Annotated in this window: 27 protein-coding genes and 1 riboswitch; of the genes, 12 read left to right on the top strand and 15 right to left on the bottom strand. The window is 33.6% G+C overall.

Going from position 1 to position 20,965, the window contains the following annotated elements; genetic code table 11:
• Positions 1 to 74: 74 nt before the first annotated feature.
• Positions 75 to 935 (bottom strand): UbiA family prenyltransferase, encoded by an 861-nt coding sequence (locus tag DMZ43_RS03150; protein WP_131506181.1) that lies wholly within the window; start codon positions 933 to 935, stop codon positions 75 to 77.
• Positions 936 to 1,063: 128 nt separating this feature from the next.
• Here DMZ43_RS03150 and DMZ43_RS03155 point away from each other — a divergent pair, with 128 nt between their 5' ends.
• The 7 genes from DMZ43_RS03155 (at position 1,064) to DMZ43_RS03185 (ending at position 5,636) form a co-directional block, all read left to right on the top strand.
• Positions 1,064 to 1,942 carry an ABC transporter permease gene (locus DMZ43_RS03155; RefSeq protein WP_129759528.1) on the top strand — a complete coding sequence of 293 codons (879 nt, stop codon included), beginning with the start codon at positions 1,064 to 1,066 and terminating at the stop codon, positions 1,940 to 1,942.
• A gap of 62 nt (positions 1,943 to 2,004) precedes the next feature.
• The gene (locus DMZ43_RS03160; RefSeq protein ID WP_131506182.1) at positions 2,005 to 2,340 is read left to right on the top strand and encodes a hypothetical protein; all 336 of its coding nucleotides are present in this window, start codon (positions 2,005 to 2,007) and stop codon (positions 2,338 to 2,340) included.
• A 34-nt stretch (positions 2,341 to 2,374) separates the two neighbouring features.
• On the top strand, positions 2,375 to 2,641 hold the full coding sequence (locus DMZ43_RS03165; RefSeq protein WP_129759530.1) for a DUF3098 domain-containing protein: 267 nt from the start codon (positions 2,375 to 2,377) through the stop codon (positions 2,639 to 2,641).
• 138 nt (positions 2,642 to 2,779) lie between these two features.
• A complete protein-coding gene (locus DMZ43_RS03170) occupies positions 2,780 to 3,577 on the top strand; it encodes an undecaprenyl-diphosphate phosphatase (protein ID WP_131506183.1) in 798 nt (265 codons plus the stop codon).
• A complete protein-coding gene (gene truB / locus DMZ43_RS03175; RefSeq protein ID WP_131506184.1) occupies positions 3,577 to 4,269 on the top strand; it encodes a tRNA pseudouridine(55) synthase TruB in 693 nt (230 codons plus the stop codon). The genes DMZ43_RS03170 and truB overlap by 1 nt, the downstream gene beginning before the upstream one ends.
• A 37-nt stretch (positions 4,270 to 4,306) precedes the next feature.
• Complete coding sequence (locus DMZ43_RS03180) at positions 4,307 to 4,846, top strand: hypothetical protein (protein ID WP_131506185.1); 540 nt, start codon at positions 4,307 to 4,309, stop codon at positions 4,844 to 4,846.
• A 49-nt stretch (positions 4,847 to 4,895) separates the two neighbouring features.
• Positions 4,896 to 5,636, top strand: a complete 741-nt coding sequence (locus tag DMZ43_RS03185; protein ID WP_131506186.1) for an energy transducer TonB — start codon at positions 4,896 to 4,898, stop codon at positions 5,634 to 5,636.
• Positions 5,637 to 5,738: 102 nt separating this feature from the next.
• On the opposite strand, the gene DMZ43_RS03190 is transcribed toward DMZ43_RS03185, so the two are convergent.
• Positions 5,739 to 6,323: a thioredoxin family protein gene (locus DMZ43_RS03190; protein ID WP_238155761.1), complete on the bottom strand. Its 585-nt coding sequence runs from the start codon at positions 6,321 to 6,323 to the stop codon at positions 5,739 to 5,741.
• Between the two features lie 103 nt (positions 6,324 to 6,426).
• Here DMZ43_RS03190 and DMZ43_RS03195 point away from each other — a divergent pair, with 103 nt between their 5' ends.
• On the top strand, positions 6,427 to 6,993 hold the full coding sequence (locus DMZ43_RS03195; protein ID WP_131506188.1) for a DNA-3-methyladenine glycosylase I: 567 nt from the start codon (positions 6,427 to 6,429) through the stop codon (positions 6,991 to 6,993).
• A gap of 11 nt (positions 6,994 to 7,004) precedes the next feature.
• Here the strand turns inward: DMZ43_RS03195 and aat are convergent, their stop codons facing one another.
• The 3 genes from aat to DMZ43_RS03210 all read right to left on the bottom strand — a co-directional run bounded on the left by aat (position 7,005) and on the right by DMZ43_RS03210 (position 9,154).
• On the bottom strand, positions 7,005 to 7,628 hold the full coding sequence (aat, locus tag DMZ43_RS03200) for a leucyl/phenylalanyl-tRNA--protein transferase (RefSeq protein WP_131506189.1): 624 nt from the start codon (positions 7,626 to 7,628) through the stop codon (positions 7,005 to 7,007).
• 265 nt (positions 7,629 to 7,893) lie between these two features.
• Complete coding sequence (locus DMZ43_RS03205; protein WP_129759538.1) at positions 7,894 to 8,268, bottom strand: DUF3127 domain-containing protein; 375 nt, start codon at positions 8,266 to 8,268, stop codon at positions 7,894 to 7,896.
• A 16-nt stretch (positions 8,269 to 8,284) separates the two neighbouring features.
• Positions 8,285 to 9,154, bottom strand: coding sequence for a flavin reductase family protein (locus tag DMZ43_RS03210; protein ID WP_131506190.1), 870 nt, complete (start codon positions 9,152 to 9,154; stop codon positions 8,285 to 8,287).
• Between the two features lie 122 nt (positions 9,155 to 9,276).
• Here DMZ43_RS03210 and DMZ43_RS03215 point away from each other — a divergent pair, with 122 nt between their 5' ends.
• Positions 9,277 to 10,431, top strand: a complete 1,155-nt coding sequence (locus DMZ43_RS03215) for a PAS domain-containing sensor histidine kinase (protein WP_131506191.1) — start codon at positions 9,277 to 9,279, stop codon at positions 10,429 to 10,431.
• 12 nt (positions 10,432 to 10,443) lie between these two features.
• Positions 10,444 to 10,794, top strand: coding sequence for a hypothetical protein (locus DMZ43_RS03220; RefSeq protein ID WP_131506192.1), 351 nt, complete (start codon positions 10,444 to 10,446; stop codon positions 10,792 to 10,794).
• Between the two features lies 1 nt (position 10,795).
• On the opposite strand, the gene DMZ43_RS03225 is transcribed toward DMZ43_RS03220, so the two are convergent.
• Both DMZ43_RS03225 and greA read right to left on the bottom strand, forming a co-directional pair.
• The gene (locus DMZ43_RS03225) at positions 10,796 to 11,185 is read right to left on the bottom strand and encodes an HIT family protein (protein WP_131506193.1); all 390 of its coding nucleotides are present in this window, start codon (positions 11,183 to 11,185) and stop codon (positions 10,796 to 10,798) included.
• A 99-nt stretch (positions 11,186 to 11,284) separates the two neighbouring features.
• Entirely contained in the window at positions 11,285 to 11,758 is a 474-nt protein-coding gene (greA, locus tag DMZ43_RS03230; RefSeq protein WP_129759543.1) for a transcription elongation factor GreA, read from the bottom strand.
• A gap of 171 nt (positions 11,759 to 11,929) precedes the next feature.
• Here greA and DMZ43_RS03235 point away from each other — a divergent pair, with 171 nt between their 5' ends.
• Complete coding sequence (locus DMZ43_RS03235; protein WP_129759544.1) at positions 11,930 to 12,355, top strand: hypothetical protein; 426 nt, start codon at positions 11,930 to 11,932, stop codon at positions 12,353 to 12,355.
• On the opposite strand, the gene DMZ43_RS03240 is transcribed toward DMZ43_RS03235, so the two are convergent.
• The 8 genes from DMZ43_RS03240 to DMZ43_RS03275 all read right to left on the bottom strand — a co-directional run bounded on the left by DMZ43_RS03240 (position 12,352) and on the right by DMZ43_RS03275 (position 19,538).
• Entirely contained in the window at positions 12,352 to 14,535 is a 2,184-nt protein-coding gene (locus DMZ43_RS03240; protein ID WP_131506194.1) for a TonB-dependent receptor, read from the bottom strand. The two genes, DMZ43_RS03235 and DMZ43_RS03240, sit on opposite strands and share 4 nt — an antisense overlap.
• A 93-nt stretch (positions 14,536 to 14,628) precedes the next feature.
• Positions 14,629 to 14,720, bottom strand: a riboswitch (TPP riboswitch).
• Positions 14,721 to 14,814: 94 nt separating this feature from the next.
• Complete coding sequence (arfB, locus tag DMZ43_RS03245) at positions 14,815 to 15,219, bottom strand: alternative ribosome rescue aminoacyl-tRNA hydrolase ArfB (RefSeq protein WP_131506195.1); 405 nt, start codon at positions 15,217 to 15,219, stop codon at positions 14,815 to 14,817.
• Entirely contained in the window at positions 15,212 to 16,777 is a 1,566-nt protein-coding gene (locus tag DMZ43_RS03250) for a DUF4301 family protein (RefSeq protein WP_131506196.1), read from the bottom strand. The genes arfB and DMZ43_RS03250 overlap by 8 nt, the downstream gene beginning before the upstream one ends.
• Complete coding sequence (locus DMZ43_RS03255; protein WP_131506197.1) at positions 16,774 to 17,343, bottom strand: AAA family ATPase; 570 nt, start codon at positions 17,341 to 17,343, stop codon at positions 16,774 to 16,776. Before DMZ43_RS03255 ends, DMZ43_RS03250 begins: the two co-directional genes overlap by 4 nt.
• Complete coding sequence (gene pnuC, locus DMZ43_RS03260; protein ID WP_131506198.1) at positions 17,304 to 17,936, bottom strand: nicotinamide riboside transporter PnuC; 633 nt, start codon at positions 17,934 to 17,936, stop codon at positions 17,304 to 17,306. Before pnuC ends, DMZ43_RS03255 begins: the two co-directional genes overlap by 40 nt.
• Complete coding sequence (locus DMZ43_RS03265; protein ID WP_129759550.1) at positions 17,920 to 18,180, bottom strand: thiamine-binding protein; 261 nt, start codon at positions 18,178 to 18,180, stop codon at positions 17,920 to 17,922. The genes pnuC and DMZ43_RS03265 overlap by 17 nt, the downstream gene beginning before the upstream one ends.
• A 2-nt stretch (positions 18,181 to 18,182) precedes the next feature.
• Positions 18,183 to 18,908 carry a geranylgeranylglyceryl/heptaprenylglyceryl phosphate synthase gene (locus DMZ43_RS03270; protein ID WP_131506199.1) on the bottom strand — a complete coding sequence of 242 codons (726 nt, stop codon included), beginning with the start codon at positions 18,906 to 18,908 and terminating at the stop codon, positions 18,183 to 18,185.
• On the bottom strand, positions 18,909 to 19,538 hold the full coding sequence (locus DMZ43_RS03275) for a 4'-phosphopantetheinyl transferase superfamily protein (RefSeq protein ID WP_129759552.1): 630 nt from the start codon (positions 19,536 to 19,538) through the stop codon (positions 18,909 to 18,911).
• A gap of 68 nt (positions 19,539 to 19,606) precedes the next feature.
• On the opposite strand from DMZ43_RS03275, the gene ahcY reads away from it, so the two are divergent.
• Complete coding sequence (ahcY, locus tag DMZ43_RS03280; protein ID WP_131506200.1) at positions 19,607 to 20,923, top strand: adenosylhomocysteinase; 1,317 nt, start codon at positions 19,607 to 19,609, stop codon at positions 20,921 to 20,923.
• Positions 20,924 to 20,965: the final 42 nt, after the last annotated feature.

Here is a 20,965-nt window from a genome sequence, read left to right on the forward strand (position 1 = left end):
ATGACAAATCGCACTTAATTTGGAAATTAGGTGCAAATTTAAGGTTTATTATACGATTGTAAAAGGAAGCGCTATCAAAAAACAGGTTGCATTAGTTTTCCTGAATACAGTACCCAAATCATCGATAAAAACGCTGAAATATTCATTGCAAATCCAAAGAGTTTCATTTGTTGTACTGAATATGGTTTTTCTTTAAAACAGACAAACACATCAGCTATAAGCCATAACGAAAACACAGCTAAAAACGCAGAGAGTACATAGTCTTTAAACCAATATGCTAGAATAAATGTTTCTAGAAGCAATAATAAGAGCATTAATAATTTGGTGTTCTTTCTACCAATTAATGTTGCTGTGGTTTGTTTTCCAGCTTTTAAATCGGGTTCAATATCCATGATTTCTCCTGCAATATGTGCTTGAAATGCAAACAATGTTAGATATAAAATGGTTTGCCAAGGCAACATTGGTAAATCATTAAGTACAACACTGAAAAAAGCTGTGAATACATAACCAACCTGAATGCATATTTCAAAAGGTGGACGTTCTTTGACTCTGAGAGGTTTAAAATTGTAAATGATGTTTATGACAATCATAAACACTAAAAGTAATAGCATTTTTAATCCAGATACTACTGTAAAATAGATTATAAAAGGCAATAGTATTACTGCTATTTTCTTAGGAATAGACACCAGTTGTTCTGCTGTGGATTTTGCTCCAAATAAAAAATTTCCTTTACGCTCATTGACTTCATCGGCTTCCACATCATTATAATCGTTTAAGCCATACACTAAATAATTAAGCGGAAAAGTGACAAAGAGTAAACCTATCCAGAAATTATAATCTTGCCAAAAATGGGTTTCTAAACTAAATGGCACCAAATAAATCCAAAGCGTTGGAAACCATAAACCTGGACGTGAAATTTTTAAATCGTGGAGCAAATACTAGATTTTAAAGTGCATTTTGCTTCAAATTTAAGGTTATTATAACAATGTTGAAAGATTAAACGTTGTAAACCTTACGGAAATAGTTTTGTTTATTATTTTTACACCATTAACCCACAATATTTATGAGTTCATCTTTTGATAGATACCAAAAACGAAAATTAATTTCGTCATACTTTTCTGTAGTTATCAGCATCGCCTTGGTTCTTTTTCTTTTAGGCTGTTTAGGTCTTTTGGTTTTAAATGCTAAAAAAGTAGCAGACCATTTTAAAGAGCAAGTTGTTGTTACTATTTTCTTGAATGATTCTGCTAAAGAGGTTGAAATCAACCAGCTTCAAAAAAGTTTAGCCATGGCTGAATACACCAAGAAAACGGTTTATGTCTCAAAAGAAGAAGCTGCTGAGTTTATGAAAGCAGATACAGGTGAAGATTTTATGGATTTTGTTGGGTACAATCCGCTACAAAACAACATTGAGGTTTACTTAAAAGCCGATTATGTTACTAACGAGACCCTTGATGGTATTACCGAAGAGCTTGCCAACAAACAGTTTATTGAAGACATACGTTATGACAATGACCTTGTGGAATTGATGAATGACAACGTTAAAAAAATAACCTTTTGGGTACTGATTGTAAGTGCATTATTTACCGTAATTGCGGTTTTACTCATTAACAGTTCTATACGTTTAGCTGTTTATTCTAAACGTTTTATCATAAAAACGATGCAAATGGTAGGTGCTACCAAAGCTTTTATTCGTAGACCATTTGTATTTAAAAGCGTTCAACTTGGTGTTATAGGAGCTATTGTTGCACTTATTGGCATGGCTTTAGTACTGTATTACCTTAACCGAACATTCCCTGATCTTGGCTTTGTTCAAAATCCTGTGTTGTTAGCAATATTGTTTGCTGGTATTTTTATACTTGGCATAATTATCACTTGGATTAGTACATTTATTGCCACACAACGTTTCTTGAATTTGAAAACCGACCAGTTGTACTATTAAATCGCAACACACTAAATACTAGGTTTTTTACGTTTTTAATGAAACCAACCAAGATTTCATTCATGAAACGAACAGTTCCTTTTTTTGCCCTTGCCCTTTTTCTAATGTTCTGGTCTTGCATTATTAATAATCCTAAACCAGAAGAATGTACTATGGTTACTGCTAAAATTGCCAATATTACTGAAGGTACATCGTATGATATTGTGTTTCATGATGACAAAACCGACTTCTTTTACATTAACAGAGGTTTGGAACGCGGATTAAATTTAGATACTCTTAACGCAAAAGTTTTAAATAAAACCGTTACTTTGCACTTACCTAAACTTTGGTTAGGCACCTCAGAACATATTGCACAACTTGCCATAGGTGATGAGATTATTTTTACAGAATTTGAGTAATTAAAATAGATTCCTGCTTTGGTAGGAAATGAATATGGGAGAACAAAAACGTAAAGAAAGCGCAAAAGCCGAATTTGTTTTCGGGAAGAAAAACTACAAGTTTATGCTAATAGGTTTAGCATTTATAGCCATTGGTTTTATTTTAATGTCTGGTGGTGGTAGCGATGACCCAAACGTTTTTGACCCAAGTATTTTTAGTTTCAGAAGAATTAGACTAGCACCAACACTTATCTTAATTGGTTTTGCTATTGAAGTGTATGCTATTTTATTGAACCCAAATAAAGAAAACAGTAAGAAATAAACCCAGCTTCTATTTTTTAATGTTTATCCGTTAGAACTACATCCTTTCTTTCGCTTTAGTTTCTACTTTGTTAATACTTAACATTTTTTCATTTGTTTTTAAATTTTCAAACGAAAAAATTCATGTACTTTTGCGCACATGGATATTATCGATTCAATTATATTAGGTATTATACAAGGACTAACAGAGTTTTTACCTGTATCATCTAGTGGACATTTAGAAATAGGAAAAGCCATTCTTGGAGATAATTTAGTTCCAGAAGAAAGCCTTCTATTTACGGTTGTACTGCATTTTGCCACAGCATTAAGTACAATGGTTGTTTTTAGAAAAGATATTTTGGACATCATTAAAGGTATTCTGAAATTTCAATGGAATGAAGACATGCAGTTTTTCACCAAAATTGTTATCTCAATGATTCCTGCTGTTATAATTGGATATAATTACGAATCACAACTGGCTGAACTTTTTGGCGGTAATATTCAATTGGTAGGATACATGTTATTATTAACAGCCTTCTTGCTGTATTTAGCCGATAAAGCCAAAGACACTAATAAAAAAGTGAGTTTTAAAAATGCTTTGGTAATTGGTTTTGCTCAAGCTATTGCAATGCTTCCTGGAATTTCGCGTTCGGGAGCAACTATATCGACTTCAGTATTATTAGGAAACGATAAAACCAAAGCAGCTCGTTTTTCGTTTTTGATGGTTGTTCCGTTAATTTTTGGTAAAATAGCAAAAGACGTTTTAAGTGGTGACATCACCTACGACAGCTCAAACTTTACAAGTCTAAGTGTAGGTTTTATTGCTGCTTTTGTTACTGGCCTTTTTGCCTGCACATGGATGATTGCTTTAGTTAAGAAAAGTAAATTGTCTTACTTTGCATTATACTGTATTGTTGTAGGTATTATTGCCATAATCTATTCTTATAGCGCTGGATAATGACTAAAGACGATGTACTTTCTGGTCAAGTTTTATTAATTGACAAACCTTTGCACTGGACTTCCTTTCAAGCCGTTAATAAACTGCGTTGGGAAATTAGGCAAGCATTCAACATAAAAAAAATAAAAGTAGGTCATGCTGGTACTTTAGATCCTTTGGCTACAGGACTATTGGTGATTTGTACTGGAAAAATGACTAAGCAAATCAATATTTTTCAAGGTCAGATAAAAGAATACACTGGAACGTTTGTTTTAGGTAGTACAACACCTTCTTATGATTTAGAAACCGAAATTGACCAAACCTATCCTACCGAACACATTTCAGAAGCACTCATACACGAAACCACCAAACAATTTATTGGTGATATAGAGCAGTATCCTCCTGTATTTTCGGCTATTAAAAAAGATGGTAAGCGTTTGTATGAATTTGCAAGAGCTGGTGAAACGGTTGAAATCAAATCTAGGACTGTACATATTTCAGAATTTGAAATTACTTCTATCAATGGTAATTCTGTGGAGTTTAGAGTAGTTTGCAGCAAAGGCACTTACATACGTTCTTTGGCTAACGATTTTGGAAAAGCCTTAAACTCTGGCGCTCACCTTTCGGTTTTAAGACGTACAAAAATTGGTGATTTTAGTGTTGACAACGCTGTTACTCCCGAAAAGTTTATTGAACAACTTGCTTCGGAATAATTATTGATAGCAAACTAGCTTTAAACCTAACAAAACCATGAAGCTATTTTTACAACTCTACTTTGCACTTTTTACTAGCCTTTTATTTTCTCAAGACACTATTAAAACACGAGGTCTTTTTTATAAAGTTTCGGCTGCTGTTACATTAACAACCAATGACGATTATAGCATTGGAAATGACGATGGTGAAACCTTTATAAACCCAAACGCTATTTTTATCAATAACACTTTAGGTTATCAGTTTGACGAACGCTCAAGTATTGGTTTAAACATAGAATATGACCGTTATTTTAAGCAAGAACTCAACTTTTTTCCTGTACACTTAAGTTTTAGATACAATGTGTTTGATTTTGATGACAAAGTGTTTGTAAGAGGAGGTTATGGTAAGATGATAGACTTAGGCAAAAACTTTGAAAGTGGTACGCTTTACAAACTAGGAATTGGATATCAAGCCTTTGATGACAACTTTAAAAACTCGTGGTTGATTGGGTTAGATTTTAGCCGAAAACGCTTCGGATTTAGACAAACCGAAAAGCTATCTAGTGTATCATTTTTTTTAGAATTTATGCTCTTCTAATCTATTTTCCTTATTTTAACGTATATATTGCGTACACAAATCATAACGTTTGGAATGGATTGAACGACATAAAGCAGCATTAATTACGGTTCTTTTAGCAGGCATCATACTATTTGCTATGTTTAGTTTTCATATTACTAAACAGCAAGAATTTATTGCTGAAAGTTTTTATGAAATAGAACCTCCTACCGAAGAAGAGCTTAAAGAACTTGAAGCTTTAAAAGCTTTGGAAAAAGGACTAAAAACGACTAATCAAGCTTATAACGAAGACGAAGAATTCAAGGAAATGATGAAGAACTTCAAATCCATGAATGCCAATGACTTTGATCGTACCACAAAAGCCCTTGAAGAAGAAGCTTCGCAAGAACTAAATGATGTGGTTACCTCATCGTCTTCCTACAACAGTTCTAGTGGCTATTCCGTTAATAAAGAAGAACTCAACCGTTATAAAAAAGCAAACGATGTACTTGCAATGCGTTCTCCAGAAAAGCGTGAAAAGAATCAAAAAGGAAATGCAATAAGTACTTTAACCTACTCTCTAAAAGGAAGAGAATTACTAGATTATAATACTCCTAGATACTTATGTGAAGACAGTGGTAAAATTGTAATAAACATTACAGTAAATGCTGATGGCTTAGTAACCGATGCTTATATAAACAGTTCTTCTACAACTCAAAATGAGTGTTTAACCGAACATGCTTTGGAGTATGCAAAATCAGCTACTTTTGATGCCTCAACCAACAATTCGCAAATAGGCTCTATTACGTTTTTCTTTAAAGGAAAAAACTAGTTCTCGATACATACCGACAGTTTCTGTCGGCATACTCGAACTGACACTTCTATCTATTTTTTATAATTGTTTTTAAAAATAATCGGCAGCTATAGTTTTCAATTAGACTCTTAATAACTGTAACACATCTTTAATTACAGTTTTACCTTTATCTTGATTGTACCAACGCTGTAAGTCTTCTTTAAACTCCGCAGATAGTGTTCCGTGTTTTGCTTTAAAATCGTTTACCAATTTAGTTGCTTCACTTGGTCTTGGTCCATAAGTATCCACAACTTTTTGTGTAACGTTATCAGTCATAATCAGTTTTGGGATAGACTTTGCTCCATTGGTTAAATACTGATTCATTAACTCCTCGTTTTCATCTCTAAAGACAAGTTGTAGTTCAATACCATCGTTAAGCTCAGCTATTTTATTTAACACAGGCACTACATGTGCTGCATCACCACACCAACTCTCGGTAAGTACTACCCAAGTAACATTTCCTTTAAAAGATTTTATACGTGCTTGGTCTTCCTCTGAAATTTTTACGGTCTTGTCCCAACGCTTCATTCTTCGGTCGTTGAGCATCGTGTAATTCACCAATGCTTCAGAAGTATCGTTACCAGTTGTTGATTTGTTTTCAACCAATTCAGAAACCAACTCTCTGTATTGATTGTATGATAGTTTTGTATCTATATTTGGGTTCATAATTGTATATTTGATAAAGCAAAAATAGTATCTTGTACGCTCTTGTTTTATGACTAATGTCATGAATAAGTCTAATTTATAATAAAAAACTTACAACTAAGTTATGCAATCAAAACACAGATGCGGTTGGTGTGTTGGAGACGACCTTTACGAAGCTTATCACGACCAAGAATGGGGAGTTCCTGTTTATGACGATGATACTCTTTTTGAGTTTTTAATATTAGAAACCTTTCAGGCAGGATTGAGTTGGATAACCGTTTTACGCAAACGCGAAAACTTTAGAAAAGCCTTTGATAATTTTGACTATAAAACCATTGCTAACTACAAGCAAGCTAAGATTGATAGTTTACTACAAGATGCTGGTATTATCCGTAACAAACTAAAGGTAAACGCAACCGTTACCAATGCCAAAGCATTTATGAACGTGCAGCAAGAGTTTGGAAGTTTTTCAAAATATATTTGGGGATTTGTTGATGGCAAACCTATAAAAAACACGCTTAAAAACTACAAGGATGCTCCTGCAACCACTGCGTTAAGTGATGCCATTAGCAAAGATTTAAAAAAGCGAGGCTTTAAGTTTGTGGGCTCAACCGTTATTTATGCGCATATGCAAGCCACAGGTATGGTAAACGACCATGAAGTGGGTTGTTTTAGGTATGATGAGGTTTAGTTGAAAGATTTTCACAAATACCCTAAAAACACCTCTCTATCCATGTCTTCAGCACCTAAACGCTCTAAATGATTGGTATAGACTTGGCAATCTATAAGCTTGTAATTGGTGTTTTGTATAAAGGTTATAAAACCAGCTTTACTCGCGTTACTTACTTTGGCAAACATACTTTCGCCACAAAACACACCATTACCAACATCTACACCATACAAACCACCAACCAACTCATTGTGTAACCAGACTTCAACAGATTTGGCATAACCTAATTGATGTAATTTGGTATAGGCTTCAATCATGGTTTGGGTAATCCAAGTTCCATCTTGTCCGTCGCGTTTTGCCTTAGCACACTCCTTAATTACTTGTGTAAATGCTTGATTTACGGTTATAACAAAATCGGTGTTTCGCAATACTTGTTTCATGCTTTTTGAAACTTTAAGCTTTTCAGGAAAGAGCACAAATCTTGGGTCTGGAGACCACCAAATAATAGGTTCGTCTTCGCTAAACCAAGGGAATATCCCAGATTTATAGGCCAACAATAAGCGTTCAACAGACAAATCGCCTCCAATGGCTAAAACGCCTTCAGGTGATGCCGAGGTTATTTCAGGAAACGCTATGTCTTTATTTAAAATGTGCATTATTACTAAAACGTTTTCGTTGATTTTTTACTGTTAAATATGGCTTAACACTTTGAAAAACAAACATTTTTAGCCATATTTGAGTAGACCTTTACTAATTAAATTTTGTTCATCATTGCTTTTTTTTGAGTTTGTTTGTAAAGGTCAAACCTAAAACCACATTATAAAGTCCTGAAGTTATTCAGGGCTTTTTTTATGCATTAAAAATAAAAAATCCCAATGGGTTTACATTGGGATTTTCATTAACACTTATTTTGGTTGCCAATTAAAATGGCAAATCGTCATGGTCATCTTCATTTAAATCGCCAGCAGGCTCAAACGCTTCTGCTGGTGGTACTGGTGGCATATCACTAGAGGCTTCTTGTTGTAAGTTTTCAATTCTCCATCCTTGTATAGAATTGAAATACTTGGTTTCACCTTGTGGGTTAACCCATTCTCTTCCTCTTAAATTGATGCTTATTTTTACTGGTTGACCTACTTGATAGTTATTTAACAAATCGGTTTTATCTTGAATAAATTCTACCATTATATGCTGAGGATATTGTTCCTCAGTAGTTACAACAATTTCTCTTTTTCTAAACCCATTACTTCCAAAAGTTTGGGTTTCTCCAATCATTTTTACTTTTCCTTGTATTTCCATCTAATATTTAATTTACTTATGATAATAATAACTTCCACGCACTACTTACATCGCCATAACTTAAATAGTTTCGCGCTATGCTATGCTTTTGGTGGTGAGACATGTTTTTAATATTTGGGTAATGCTCACTTACAGTGGTTATAAATGCGTCAATCTCCTTTTGGTTTGGTAACTCTTCTACATTACCCAACATACCCAAATCGTTTCCTGTCAACACCATACTGTTTTTAATTTCTTCAGGCATTGCATCGACACCTATACCTAGTGTTGAGAGTGGTTTAGGAATTTCAAAAAATCCTTTTTTAGCTCTATTGTAATAGCTTCCACCTGCTCTAGCAACTAAGTCTAGTTTTTCTTGGTTTATAACTTGGTTGTCGTCCAGTACTTCTTCAGTAATATGGAATTTAACCACTTCGCATATTACCAAATTACCTGCTCCTCCTTCGGTTCCTAGTTTAATAACATCGTTTACCTTACACTCAAATTGAATAGGTGATTCGGCTACTCTAAAGGGTTTTACCACATCAGATGCTAACATGGTTAAACCTGCTTTATCAAACTCGTTAACACCTTTAGCGTATTCGGTACTACTTAATGATGCTTGATGTACCATATCATAATTCACCACATTAATGACCACTTCTTTTATAGCTTCAACATTTTCTAAAGTGTGTTTTACTGTATTATCTCTTACACGTCTTGCAGGAGAAAATATCATAATTGGCGGATTAGCACTAAACACATTAAAGAAACTAAAAGGCGACAAGTTTGGGTTACCATCTTTGTCTATAGTACTTGCAAATGCAATAGGTCTAGGCGCTACAGCACTTAATAAATAACTATGAAGTTTTCCTGTTGAAAGGTCTTTAGGCTCAAAAGATATCATTACACCATTGATTTTGCACAAATGTAACCATATTAGTACTGTTATAAAAATGATTTGAAGTGGTTGATGTACAATATTATTAACAGATTTGCATTATATTTAATTATTGTAAACATTTTATAATGACACTTACCGCAAACAAGAACATTCTACGCTGGACCATTATTATAGTTTCTTTTATTATTATCTCGCTAATACTTTGGAATACCTATATTTTCTTTCAGAATTTTAAACAAGAAGAGCGAATAAAAATGCAAAATTGGTCAAAGGCTCAAAAAGAAATTACCAAAACCACAAACCTTGATGGCGACATTGGCGAATTACCCTTAGAAATTTTAAGAAGCAACTCCTCTACTCCAATGATTTTATTGGATGCAAAAGGAAATGTAACCAGCAGTAACAATATTGATGAAGAGAAAATTCAAGATCCTGAATATGCTAAAAAGTTAATTGAACAGTTTAAAAAGGAAAATCAACCTATTGAAATAAAATACAAAGACAAGATTTTTTCTACTCTATACTATGGCAACTCTCCTCTATTGAATAAGTTGAAGTATTACCCAATGGCATTGTTGCTTATTATTTTCCTGTTTATAGCTGTGGCCTACTTTTTTTACCGAAGTGCTAAAAATGCTGAACAAAATAAACTCTGGACAGGAATGGCAAAAGAAACAGCACACCAAATTGGGACACCATTGTCTTCATTAGTTGGTTGGACTGAAATTTTACGTTCTGAAAACGTAAATCCAGATTATATAAAAGAAATTGAAAAAGACGTCAATAGGCTTCAAACCATTACTGAACGCTTTAGTAAAATTGGTTCTGTGCCAACACTTAAAAAAACTGATATTGTACAAGAAACTTTAGACTCTTACGATTATTTAAAAGCACGTTCTTCCAAACTTATAGATTTTGAAATCACTACTCCTCATGCTAATATTTTTGTAAACCTCAACGCTCAACTTTACAGTTGGACTATTGAAAACCTTGTGAAAAATGCTATTGACGCTATGAAAGGTAAAGGCGAGCTTAAAATAGCAATAGTTGAAGATGGTAAATATGTAAAAGTAACTATTAGCGACTCAGGAAAAGGAATTCCAAAACACCAATTCAATAAAATTTTTGAACCTGGTTTTACCAGTAAAAAACGTGGTTGGGGATTAGGACTTTCGTTATCCAAACGGATTATTGAAGATTACCACAAAGGCAAGATAAAAGTCTTACAGTCCGAAATTGGCAAAGGCACCACAATGTTAATCAGTTTAAAATTAGTTTAGTACATTTGAAGTATGGCTAAAAAGTTTTTTACACTAAAAGAAGTTAAACTTAACAACAATTGTCCTGAGTGCTACTCCAACAATGGATTGCAACTCACCTTTAAGCAACAGTTTGTTGAAAACGCTTTTTACAAAGCCATTACCGAAGAAACCACACAATCTATGTCTTGCTCTACCTGTGATACTGATATTTTCCCAGTACGTTGGACTGATGAAATTGAACAAGTAGTTGCTTACCAAAAACGCGCTGCTAAGCCTAAACCAAAATCTTTAAAGCTAAAAACCTTAGCTTGGGTACTTATTGTTTTAGATTTGCTTATCATAGCAGGAGTTGTCCTATTTGCTATGGGAGTTTTTGGGTAGTTTACATAAACGAAGCAATACGTTTTGCTGTAGCTTCAAACGCTTCTTTATCCATTGCAACTTTTGAAATAAAACGAGCATCTTCCATTGAGTTTAATGGAATAAGATGTACATGTACATGAGGAACTTCTAGCCCAATAACCGAAACACCTACACGTTTACAAGGTACTGCTTTTTCTAGCGCAATAGCAACGCTTCTAGAAAACTCCATTAAACCTATATAGGTCGCTTCGTCAAGATCAAACAATTTATCTACTTCAATTTTTGGAATACAAAGCGTGTGTCCTACTGCATTAGGGTTAACATCCAAAAATGCCAAATAATCTTTAGTTTCGGCTACTTTATAACAAGGTATTTCACCATTTACAATTTTTGTGAATATGGATGCCATTTTTTAGGTTTTAGGTTACTTAGTTATTGCACTATATGTAAATATAAAAAGATTCCAACGTATGTGGAATCTTTTAGCAAATAATTATGTCATGAAAGCTTATCGGCTTATCTCTAAAATATCAAATTTCATTATACCATTAGGCACTTGTATATCGGCAACATCTCCTACAGATTTTCCTAACAATCCTTTACCTATTGGAGAGTTAACTGAAATTTTTCCTTGTGCTAAATTAGCTTCACCATCAGCAACCAAAGTATAAGTCATTTCCATACCATTGGTTTGGTTTTTAATTTTCACTTTAGACAATACCAATACTTTTGAAGTGTCTAATTGCGACTCATCAATAAGTCTTGCGTTAGCCAAAGTTTCTTCTAACTTAGAAATTTTCATCTCTAGCATACCTTGAGCTTCTTTAGCTGCATCGTATTCAGCATTCTCACTCAAATCACCTTTATCTCTAGCTTCGGCAATTGCTTGTGACGCTTTAGGACGTTCTATATCTTTAAGTTGGTTTAACTCTTCTCTTAATTTTTTTAATCCCTCAGCAGTATAATAAGATACTTTACTCATAACTTCATCGTTTACTTTATAATTAGCTTTGCGACTTTATTCAAAATATCCCGATGCTTATGCTCGGGACTAACGCAAAAAATCTCGCTCACACGAGATTATGACACAAATATACAAAATATTTATTTCACTATTTATTTTGTTTAAATTGCAGGCTTATAAATTCATGCTATGAAGAATTTTTTAACACTACTTACCTTTGCTTTATTGGTATCGTGCAGTAAAAGTGACGATAACAACAACTGCAATTTTTTACAAAATTTAGGGGTTAACGCAAGTATTAACCTTAACCTACCACAATACAGTCAATTACAGTTTACGAGTAACTCTGTATATATTCCCAACCAAGGTAATGGAGGCATTATTGTGACCAATGTTGGCTCAGGACTAAGAGCATGGGATGCTGCAGACCCTAGCCACACAGCTAGCAGTTGCTCAATTATGACTATTGATGGTGCAAATGCTAAGTGTGGTTGTGGTGATGAAAATGAATATAGCCTGTTTATTGGTCAGCCTCTTAACGAAGCATTACCTTGTGGTCTTAAAGAATACAGAGTTACTCCAACTGGAAGTAACACCTATAGTATTACTAATTAAAATCTTAAGGTTACTCCTACTAAAAAGTTAGTAGTTGCCTGCGGATAAAAGCCTGCACCTTCAATTGTTTCAACTTGTCCTGGATTAGACCAAGTATCATCATAGGTATAATAATATCCGTTAGACTCATATTTTTTACCAAACACATTGTTTACCAATCCTGTTAGCACTATGGATTTGAAAATAGAATTGGTTTTAATTTCATACATGATATTGAAATCGTTAACAAAATAGCTATCGAGTTTTGAAGCCTCAGCATCAGTATTTCCCATAAACTGCTCACCAACATACTTGCTTAAAAAAGACATTTGAAACTGTGGTGTTGGTTGAAAAACAAAAGCATTGGCTGCAATAAACTCTGGTGAAAATGAAATATTGGTTTTACCAAGATTTACTAGCTCGCCATCAATTGAGGCAACAGTTTCTTTGTTTTTATTAGAGCTAATGGTAAAATTAGGTTGCACTGAGAACTTAGGCGTTATGGCTAAAGCTGCATCAACTTCTAAACCTAGTCTATAGCTTTCTCCACTGTTGGCTCTTACAGGACTACCAACATCATCAATAGTTCCTGTTAAAACCAATTGCTCGTTATACTGCATATAGTAACCATTGATATTAAGTCTAAAGGTTTCTTTACTGTATCTCCAACCTAATTCAAAATCGTTTAACTGTTCTGGTTTTACATCTGGATTGTTTTCAAAATCATCTCGCTTTGGTTCTCTGTTAGCTCTAGCATACGAGAAATACAGGTTACTTGCTGTGTTTAACTTATACGTGACACCTGCTTTAGGATTGAAAAAACTGTAGTTTTCATCAATATTAAATGGCACTCTATCTGATGTCTCTCCTGAAGTTTTATAACCTACATTTCGTAATTGTAAATCACCATATAAACTAACTTTATCATTCAATCTGTAGGTTGCTTTTGCAAATACACTAAAATCATTTTTCTTACCATTTCCGTCATAATAATGGTCTCTTATTTCACTATTACTAGCATATTGAGCCCAAATTATTTCTCCAAAATGATCGCCATCATAATTACTATAAGATAACCCTGAAATAACATTTATAGCATCGTCTTTATAATTAACGTTAGCATTAACTACATAAAAATCGTTATCTAACCATCTACGTCTAATCAAATCTGTTTCATTGATAGTTTCACCACCAATAGTGATTTCTTCTAAATCATAATCTGAAAAGCTTTCGTCTTCTTTATACTGCTCAAAATAACCATGACCATAGGTATAGTTAAGCCCTAAGTTAGTTGACCAATTGTTATTGTAACGTTGGTTCCAGTGTAGCTGATAGTGATCTTGCTGGTAATTATCAACCTCGTTGTCGTAGAAGCGTGTGTTACCATCTTCGTCAGTATACATACCTGCTGTATTGAAGGTACGATCATTTTCTAGTTTTTCTAAATCTTCCAATCCATTCCAAGATTGATAGGTAATTTCTTTACCAGAAAAAGTAATGGCTTTAATTAAGGTATTAGCATCTACATAAGCTGCTTGTAGAAAATAGGAATTTAAATCAGAAGTTGCTCTGTCTATATATCCATCAGATTTTATTTGAGACAAACGACCTGCAATTTCAATATGGTCATTTAACTTTCCTGTGCTAAACTTTAAGGTGTGTTTTCTAGTATTATAACTACCAAATGAGTTTGAAATTTCGCCATAAGGTTTTTCAGAAATTGCATCAGTAAGCACATTAATACTAGCTCCAAAAGCTCCTGAACCATTAGTAGAGGTTCCTACTCCACGTTGCAATTGTAAGTTTTCAACTGAAGACGCAAAGTCCCCTAAATTCACCCAAAATGTTCCTAATGACTCTGCGTCATTATAGGGAATTCCGTTAATAGTTACGTTAGTAGATTGCGAGCTAATACCACGAACTCTAATTCCTGTGTAACCAACTCCTGCTCCAGCATCGGTTGTAGTAACAACTGACGGTAAATAATTTAAAAGTACAGGAATGTCTTGACCTAAATTGCGTTTTTTAAGGTCTTCTTTTTTTACGTTTGTGTGAGTAATTGGCGATGTTGCCTCAACACGAACTGCTTTTACTAGAACTTCGTCTAGTTTTTCTACTTCGGTAGAATCTTTTTGTTTTTCTTGTGAAAATGCACTGACAGATAGCACAAATAATGCTAAAAATGCGAATAAATTTTTCATTACGATTATGTTTATAATCGAATAAAAAGAGGTAATTATTCTTTGGTTAATAAATAACTATAAAATAGAATACTTTAGGTTGTTCCGGATACAGCATTAAGTATTCACAGTCCCTAAACAGCATTACCTGTTCTAGGTTCATTGGGTATGATCTCAGCCACTTATTGGCACCCCTTTTTGAGAACGCTGCAAAATTAATGAACTAATTTAGACTTTAAAAGACTTCTCGAAACAATTTTTTGTTACTTAAAAAATCACTGATAGTAATACCTATGACTTTTAAATTTCAGGAGGTTTTCTATTGGCTTTTTTTTCAGACAGTTGCCTTTTGTTTTGAAGTCGTTTTTGTTTTACTGCCTTAGGAACAGCTGTCTTTTTTCTTTTTTTAGGAACGATCAAACCTTGTTTAATAATTTCTAAAAAACGCTCAATTACAAGTGCTTTATTTTTATGCTGACTTCGGCTTTCACCACATTGTAAGATAAGTACATTTTGGTTGCTTAATCTTGTTTGTAGGTTTTTGAGCAAGAGCTCCTTTTGTTCCTCATTTAAAACTGTAGATGCTTCAACATTAAAAGTCAATTCAACTTTAGAAGCTGTTTTATTAACGTGTTGTCCACCAGCTCCAGAGCTTTTTATGGCTTTGAAAGATAATTCGGTAAGTAAGAGTTCTTCGTCAAGCATCACTTTTTATTTGATGCGGTGCTTTTAATAAATCGTTTACTGTTTTTACAGGATTAAAGGTAATAAGAGGTACTTCAACAAAAACCGTGTTCCAGTTAGACATGCTTCCATTCCATAAACCAGGTAGCTCAAGTGCTTTTAAATCTTTTCCTACTTTGGTCTTCATGGTAATGAATGCTGTTTTTGGGTCTACAAAGTCAGTTAAATCAAACTTTTCTCCTTTATAGTTTTTAACACTGCATACAATATCAACAGGATTAAAGTGTGTAGATTTTTTTAAAATGGCTTTTTGTGGCTTGTTTTTCATGTTTATTTGAGCAGACTCCACTATTTGAAGCGACACATTTCCGCTTTCGTCTTTTACCCAAAATGGTCCACCTCCAGGTTCGCCTTCATTTTTCACCATTCCGCAAATACGTATTGGTCTATTAAGTTTTTCTCTTAAATATTCAATTTGGTATTTAGCTTTATATTTTTCAAACTCAGGAGAAATTTTTACCTGTAATTTATTAAGAAGGAATTCAGCAATTTTAATCAGTTCGTCTTCGGTTGTTTCTTCATCATCCAATTGCTCCATATATTTAAACGAGGTTTCTTGAAGGTTTAGTAAAACGCCTGCAAGTAATTTTTTGTATTTAGCAACTTCAGTCTTGTACTTATACACCACAACATTATCAATGTTTTTAATAAAGATAATGTCAGCATTTAGGTCGTTTAAGTTCTCAATAAGCGCTCCATGACCTGATGGTCTAAACAACAATGTACCATCGTCTTCACGAAAGGGTTTGTTTTTTGGAGTTACCGCAATAGTATCAGTAGATTCTTTTTGGTATGAAAACGAAATATCAAATTTTGCGCCTGTTTTTTTCTCTACTTTTTCTTGAATTCTATTGAACTCATTCTTGAATTTGTCTTTATACTTTTCAGAAATTGTAAAGTGCAGTTTAGTTGTTGCATTTGTTGAAGAATACAAAGCCGACTCAAATAAATGCTCTTCAAAAGCCGTTGAGATTATTTTGTTTTTGTATTCATGAAAAGGCAATAAACCTTTAGGGAAATTACCATAGTTAAGCTTGTCTTCATCTAACATAGTTTTTACAAACAACAATGCTTGATGACCTGTACTTAGCGCTTTATAATTAGGATATTTTTCATTGAGCATATCCATAACCTCATAATAAAACGGAAACTTTTCTAAACCAACCATAAACATAGACAGATTACTGTTTTTTGTTCTGTTTATATAGGCATTTAAGGTTTCAGCTTCAGGGTCATAGTCTTTTATAAACTGAAATAAAAACTTAAACATGCGAGTTGCAGCACCAGAAGCAGGAACAAATTTTAAAACGCATAGGTCATTTTTTTTGCCTTCAAACACGTTTATATAATGTTCAACCTCAGTATCAGTATACCTGATAATTCCATCACCAATGGTAGCTGCTGACACAAGGTTAGAAAAAGGTAATCCTGTTACAAAAAGTTCTATTTGAGACTGGACTTTTCTAAGCGTTAGACCTTTACTTTCAATTTGTTTTAAATCTGAATCTGAAAAACTCATGTATTGCTTTTTAATAATTGATCAATGTGTTTTATGGCAGTTTCTAGACGTTCACTTTTATTTCCTTTAAGCAAAACATAAGGTTTTTTATGCTTGATTAATGCACTTTCAAACGCTTTAAACATACGTTCTCGCTCATTGGGTTTATCACGTAAATCGTCTGCCTCCCAAGGCGTATCAATATACGTTAAAAAGTATAAACTATAGGTGTTCTCTAAAGCAAATTTTTCTAAAATTGGATCGCAAGTCCCTGAGTAGTACGCTTCAGAATAAACTTTGGTTTCTAACAAGTCGGTATCGCAAATCAAAACAGTATTTGTTTTTTTAGCTAGCTCATTTTCTAAACGTATTTGTCCAATAGCAATTGGCAGCAAGTCTTTAGGTTCGCAGGTTTTACGCTCATTGTTCCATTTATTTTGAAGGTACTCACGTGCATACTCTGGTACCCAAACGGAATTATAATGTCTAGCTAACTGTCTAGAAAGTGTTGTTTTGCCTGTACTTTCCGGTCCAAACAAAACTACTTTTATGCAATTTGCTGGTTGTTGTTTAAGTTGTTCTTCCATGCTTTATATCCATAAATAGCTATAATAGTAAATAAAAAATATTGAAAAGACGTGAAAATTAGACCTTTATAAAAATATAAGGGTACCGAAATTAAATCTCCTATAATCCAATATGTCCAATTTTCTAATTTCTTTTTTGCCATTAACCACATACCAACAAAAAATATAGCAGTTGTAACAGTATCTACATAAGCTGTCCAAGAATCAAACTTATCATTTACTTTATAAATTAGAATCACAAAAAGAATTGTAGCTACAAAAATAACTGCACCCCACAAGTGTTCTTTTTTTGTAGTTTTTGTTACTGGCACTTCTTGGTTATTATCATCTTTTCTTGTCCAGAAATACCAGCCATAAATACTCATAGAAAAGTAATAGGCATTTATAAACATATCTCCTAAAAGACCATAAACCCAAAGAATATAAACAAAAATTGCTGTACTAATAATTCCTGTTGGATACACCAAAATGTTTTCTTGCTTGGAATACCAAACACTTAAAAAGCCAAAGAAGACTCCTATAAACTCAAGAACTATTAAATATGTATCTATACCTTGATACTGTGAAAATAACCAATCAAAAATGTGGCTCATAATCGTGTCTGTCTGATTTTACAATTTTCATATACAGTAAGCCTCTTTCCACAAGTTCAAATGCTTCTTTTATTTCGGTTGTAAGCACCTGCATAACCTCATCATACTCACCATAAACCTGAGTGCTTAATGGGTTTTCTAATACTTTAAGATTTGAAGCTCTCAACTTTTTAATAAAATGGATGATTGATGGTTCAAAATCGTCTTGTAATGGTGTTAATGTTAGTTCTACTGATATTTTCATATTTATTTTTTTAAACTGTCAAAAAATGATTCGTCTTCTTCAAAAGCGGTTCCTATAACCACAACATCTGCTCCTGCTTGATATGCCGCATTCATTTGTGTTTTACTTCTAATTCCTCCTCCTACAATCAACGGAATATTCAGTTCACTTTTCACTTTAGAAATAATACTTTCTGAAATTGGTTCACATGCTCCACTTCCTGCTTCAAGATAAATAAGTTTCATACCTAAAAGCTCTCCAGCTTTAGCTGTATTTACTATATGTTCACTATTGTTTTTAGGCATAGGTTGGGTTTGAGTAACTCGTTGTACAGCTGTTTCTTTTCCGTTTTCTATAAGTAAATATCCTGTTGGAATAATATCAAGCTGTGTGCCTTTTAGTTTTGAAACTGCTTTTATATGTTTACCTATTAAATATTCTGGGTTTCTTCCAGAAATCAATGATAAAAATAGTAAGCCATCAGCTTTATTTGTAATTTGAGTAACATCTCCTGGAAATAAAACAATTGGCAATTGCGTGTGTTTTTTTATTTCATTAACCAAAATATCTGTAAGCTGTTCTTCTACTTCACTTCCTCCAACAAAAATATGAGTTGCTATAGACGCGTTAACTTTACTAATGAATGCTGGTGTATGTTCTATTTGAAACTTATCAGGATCAATAAGTACTACCAATAACTTTTCGCCACTAGAAACAGACTGCATTATGTTTTTGTAAATCTGTTTCATTTATGATGGTAAAGCTAACGCACAGGTAAATCCTTCAAATTCTAAAAATGTGGTTTGGTAACGGTATTTCTTATTATCATAATCAATCCAAGCTATTGTTTCTTCATCTTTCATCATAAATGGAATTACCAATGTATGCTGAAAAAAGCTTAAACCTGGTGTTGCAAACAACTTATACAAGGACTCTTTAATACACCAAATTACAGTAAGCTTATTAATATAATCCGTTGCAGTTTTATCGAGATATTCAAACTCATACTCAACAAACTTTTGAGCAATAATGCTTATTTTTTCTCGTTGCTTTTCAATATCAATACCTACTTCTTTATCACTTACTACAACTGCCGAAAATATAAACGAATGTGTTATGGAAATATGCTTTCCATCTTTTAGGTGTGGCTTTCCATTTTCGTCATAAAACAAATCAGCATCAGTGTATCCAAACTCTGCTAGCAAATGTCTCACACTTAAAAAACCACGTTGATGCAACTCGCTTTTCATACCTAAAACACGAGTTTCACACTCTGGTCTTAAAAACATACCTTGCTTTAACTGGTTATAAGATTCTGTAATCTTCCAAATTTTAACAGTAGTATAAGAATTAGGAGTAAGGGTTTTATATAGAGGCATTTATTATTCTGAAAGTTATTAGTTATCTTTGCAGTCTCAATTAATTTTACAAAGACAAATATACTAATATGAACACAAAAACTGTTGCTTACGTACCTAATAAGGTAAAAGATATGTCGCTTGCGGCTTGGGGACGAAAAGAGATTGAATTAGCCGAAGCAGAAATGCCAGGTTTAATGAGCCTTCGTGAAGAATATAAAGATAAACAACCTTTAAAAGGTGCTCGTATTGCAGGATGTTTACACATGACTATCCAAACTGCTGTTTTGATTGAAACATTACAGGCTCTTGGCGCTGAAGTAACTTGGAGTTCTTGCAACATCTTTTCTACACAAGATCAAGCTGCTGCTGCTATAGCTGAAACTGGTACTGCAGTTTATGCATGGAAAAATATGACCGAAGAAGAATTTGATTGGTGTATTGAACAAACACTTTTCTTTGGTGAAGACAGAAAGCCACTTAACATGATTCTTGATGATGGTGGTGATTTAACAAATATGGTATTAGACAAATACCCAGAGTTAGTTCCTGGAATTAACGGATTGAGTGAAGAAACTACAACAGGTGTTCACCGTTTATACGAGCGTATGGAAAAAGGCACATTACCAATGCCTGCTATTAACGTAAACGATTCTGTTACTAAATCTAAATTTGACAACAAATACGGTTGCCGTGAGAGTGCTGTAGATGCTATTCGTCGTGCAACTGACGTTATGCTAGCTGGAAAACGTGTGGTTGTTTGTGGTTATGGTGATGTTGGTAAAGGTACTGCTGCTTCTTTTAAAGGTGCGGGAAGTATTGTAACTGTTACTGAAATTGATCCTATTTGTGCACTACAAGCTGCTATGGACGGTTTTGAAGTGAAGAAGTTGGAAACTGTTATTAGTAATGCAGATGTTGTGATTACAACTACTGGAAATAAAGATATTGTTCGTGGTGAGCATTTTGAAGCTATGAAAGACAAAACCATAGTTTGTAACATTGGACATTTTGACAATGAAATTGACATGGCTTGGTTAAACAAAAACCATGGTAACACTAAGGATGAAATTAAGCCACAAGTTGACAAATACAACGTAAACGGTAAAGATGTTATCATTTTAGCTCAAGGTCGTCTAGTAAACTTAGGTTGCGCAACAGGACACCCAAGTTTTGTAATGAGTAACTCGTTTACAAACCAAACATTGGCTCAAATAGAACTTTGGAATAACAAAGACGCTTACGAAAACAAAGTGTATATGTTACCAAAGCATCTTGATGAAAAAGTAGCGAAATTACACCTTGAAAAAATTGGTGTTGAGCTAACAGAACTTAAGCAAGACCAAGCAGAGTACATTGGTGTTAAAGTAGAAGGTCCTTATAAACCTGAGTATTATAGATACTAAAAAAACTAGCGTCTAAACTATAGATTGCTTTGCTTTTAGATA

The organism is Meridianimaribacter sp. CL38 (assembly GCF_004328055.1).
GTDB classification, from domain to species: domain Bacteria; phylum Bacteroidota; class Bacteroidia; order Flavobacteriales; family Flavobacteriaceae; genus Gaetbulibacter_B; species Gaetbulibacter_B jejuensis.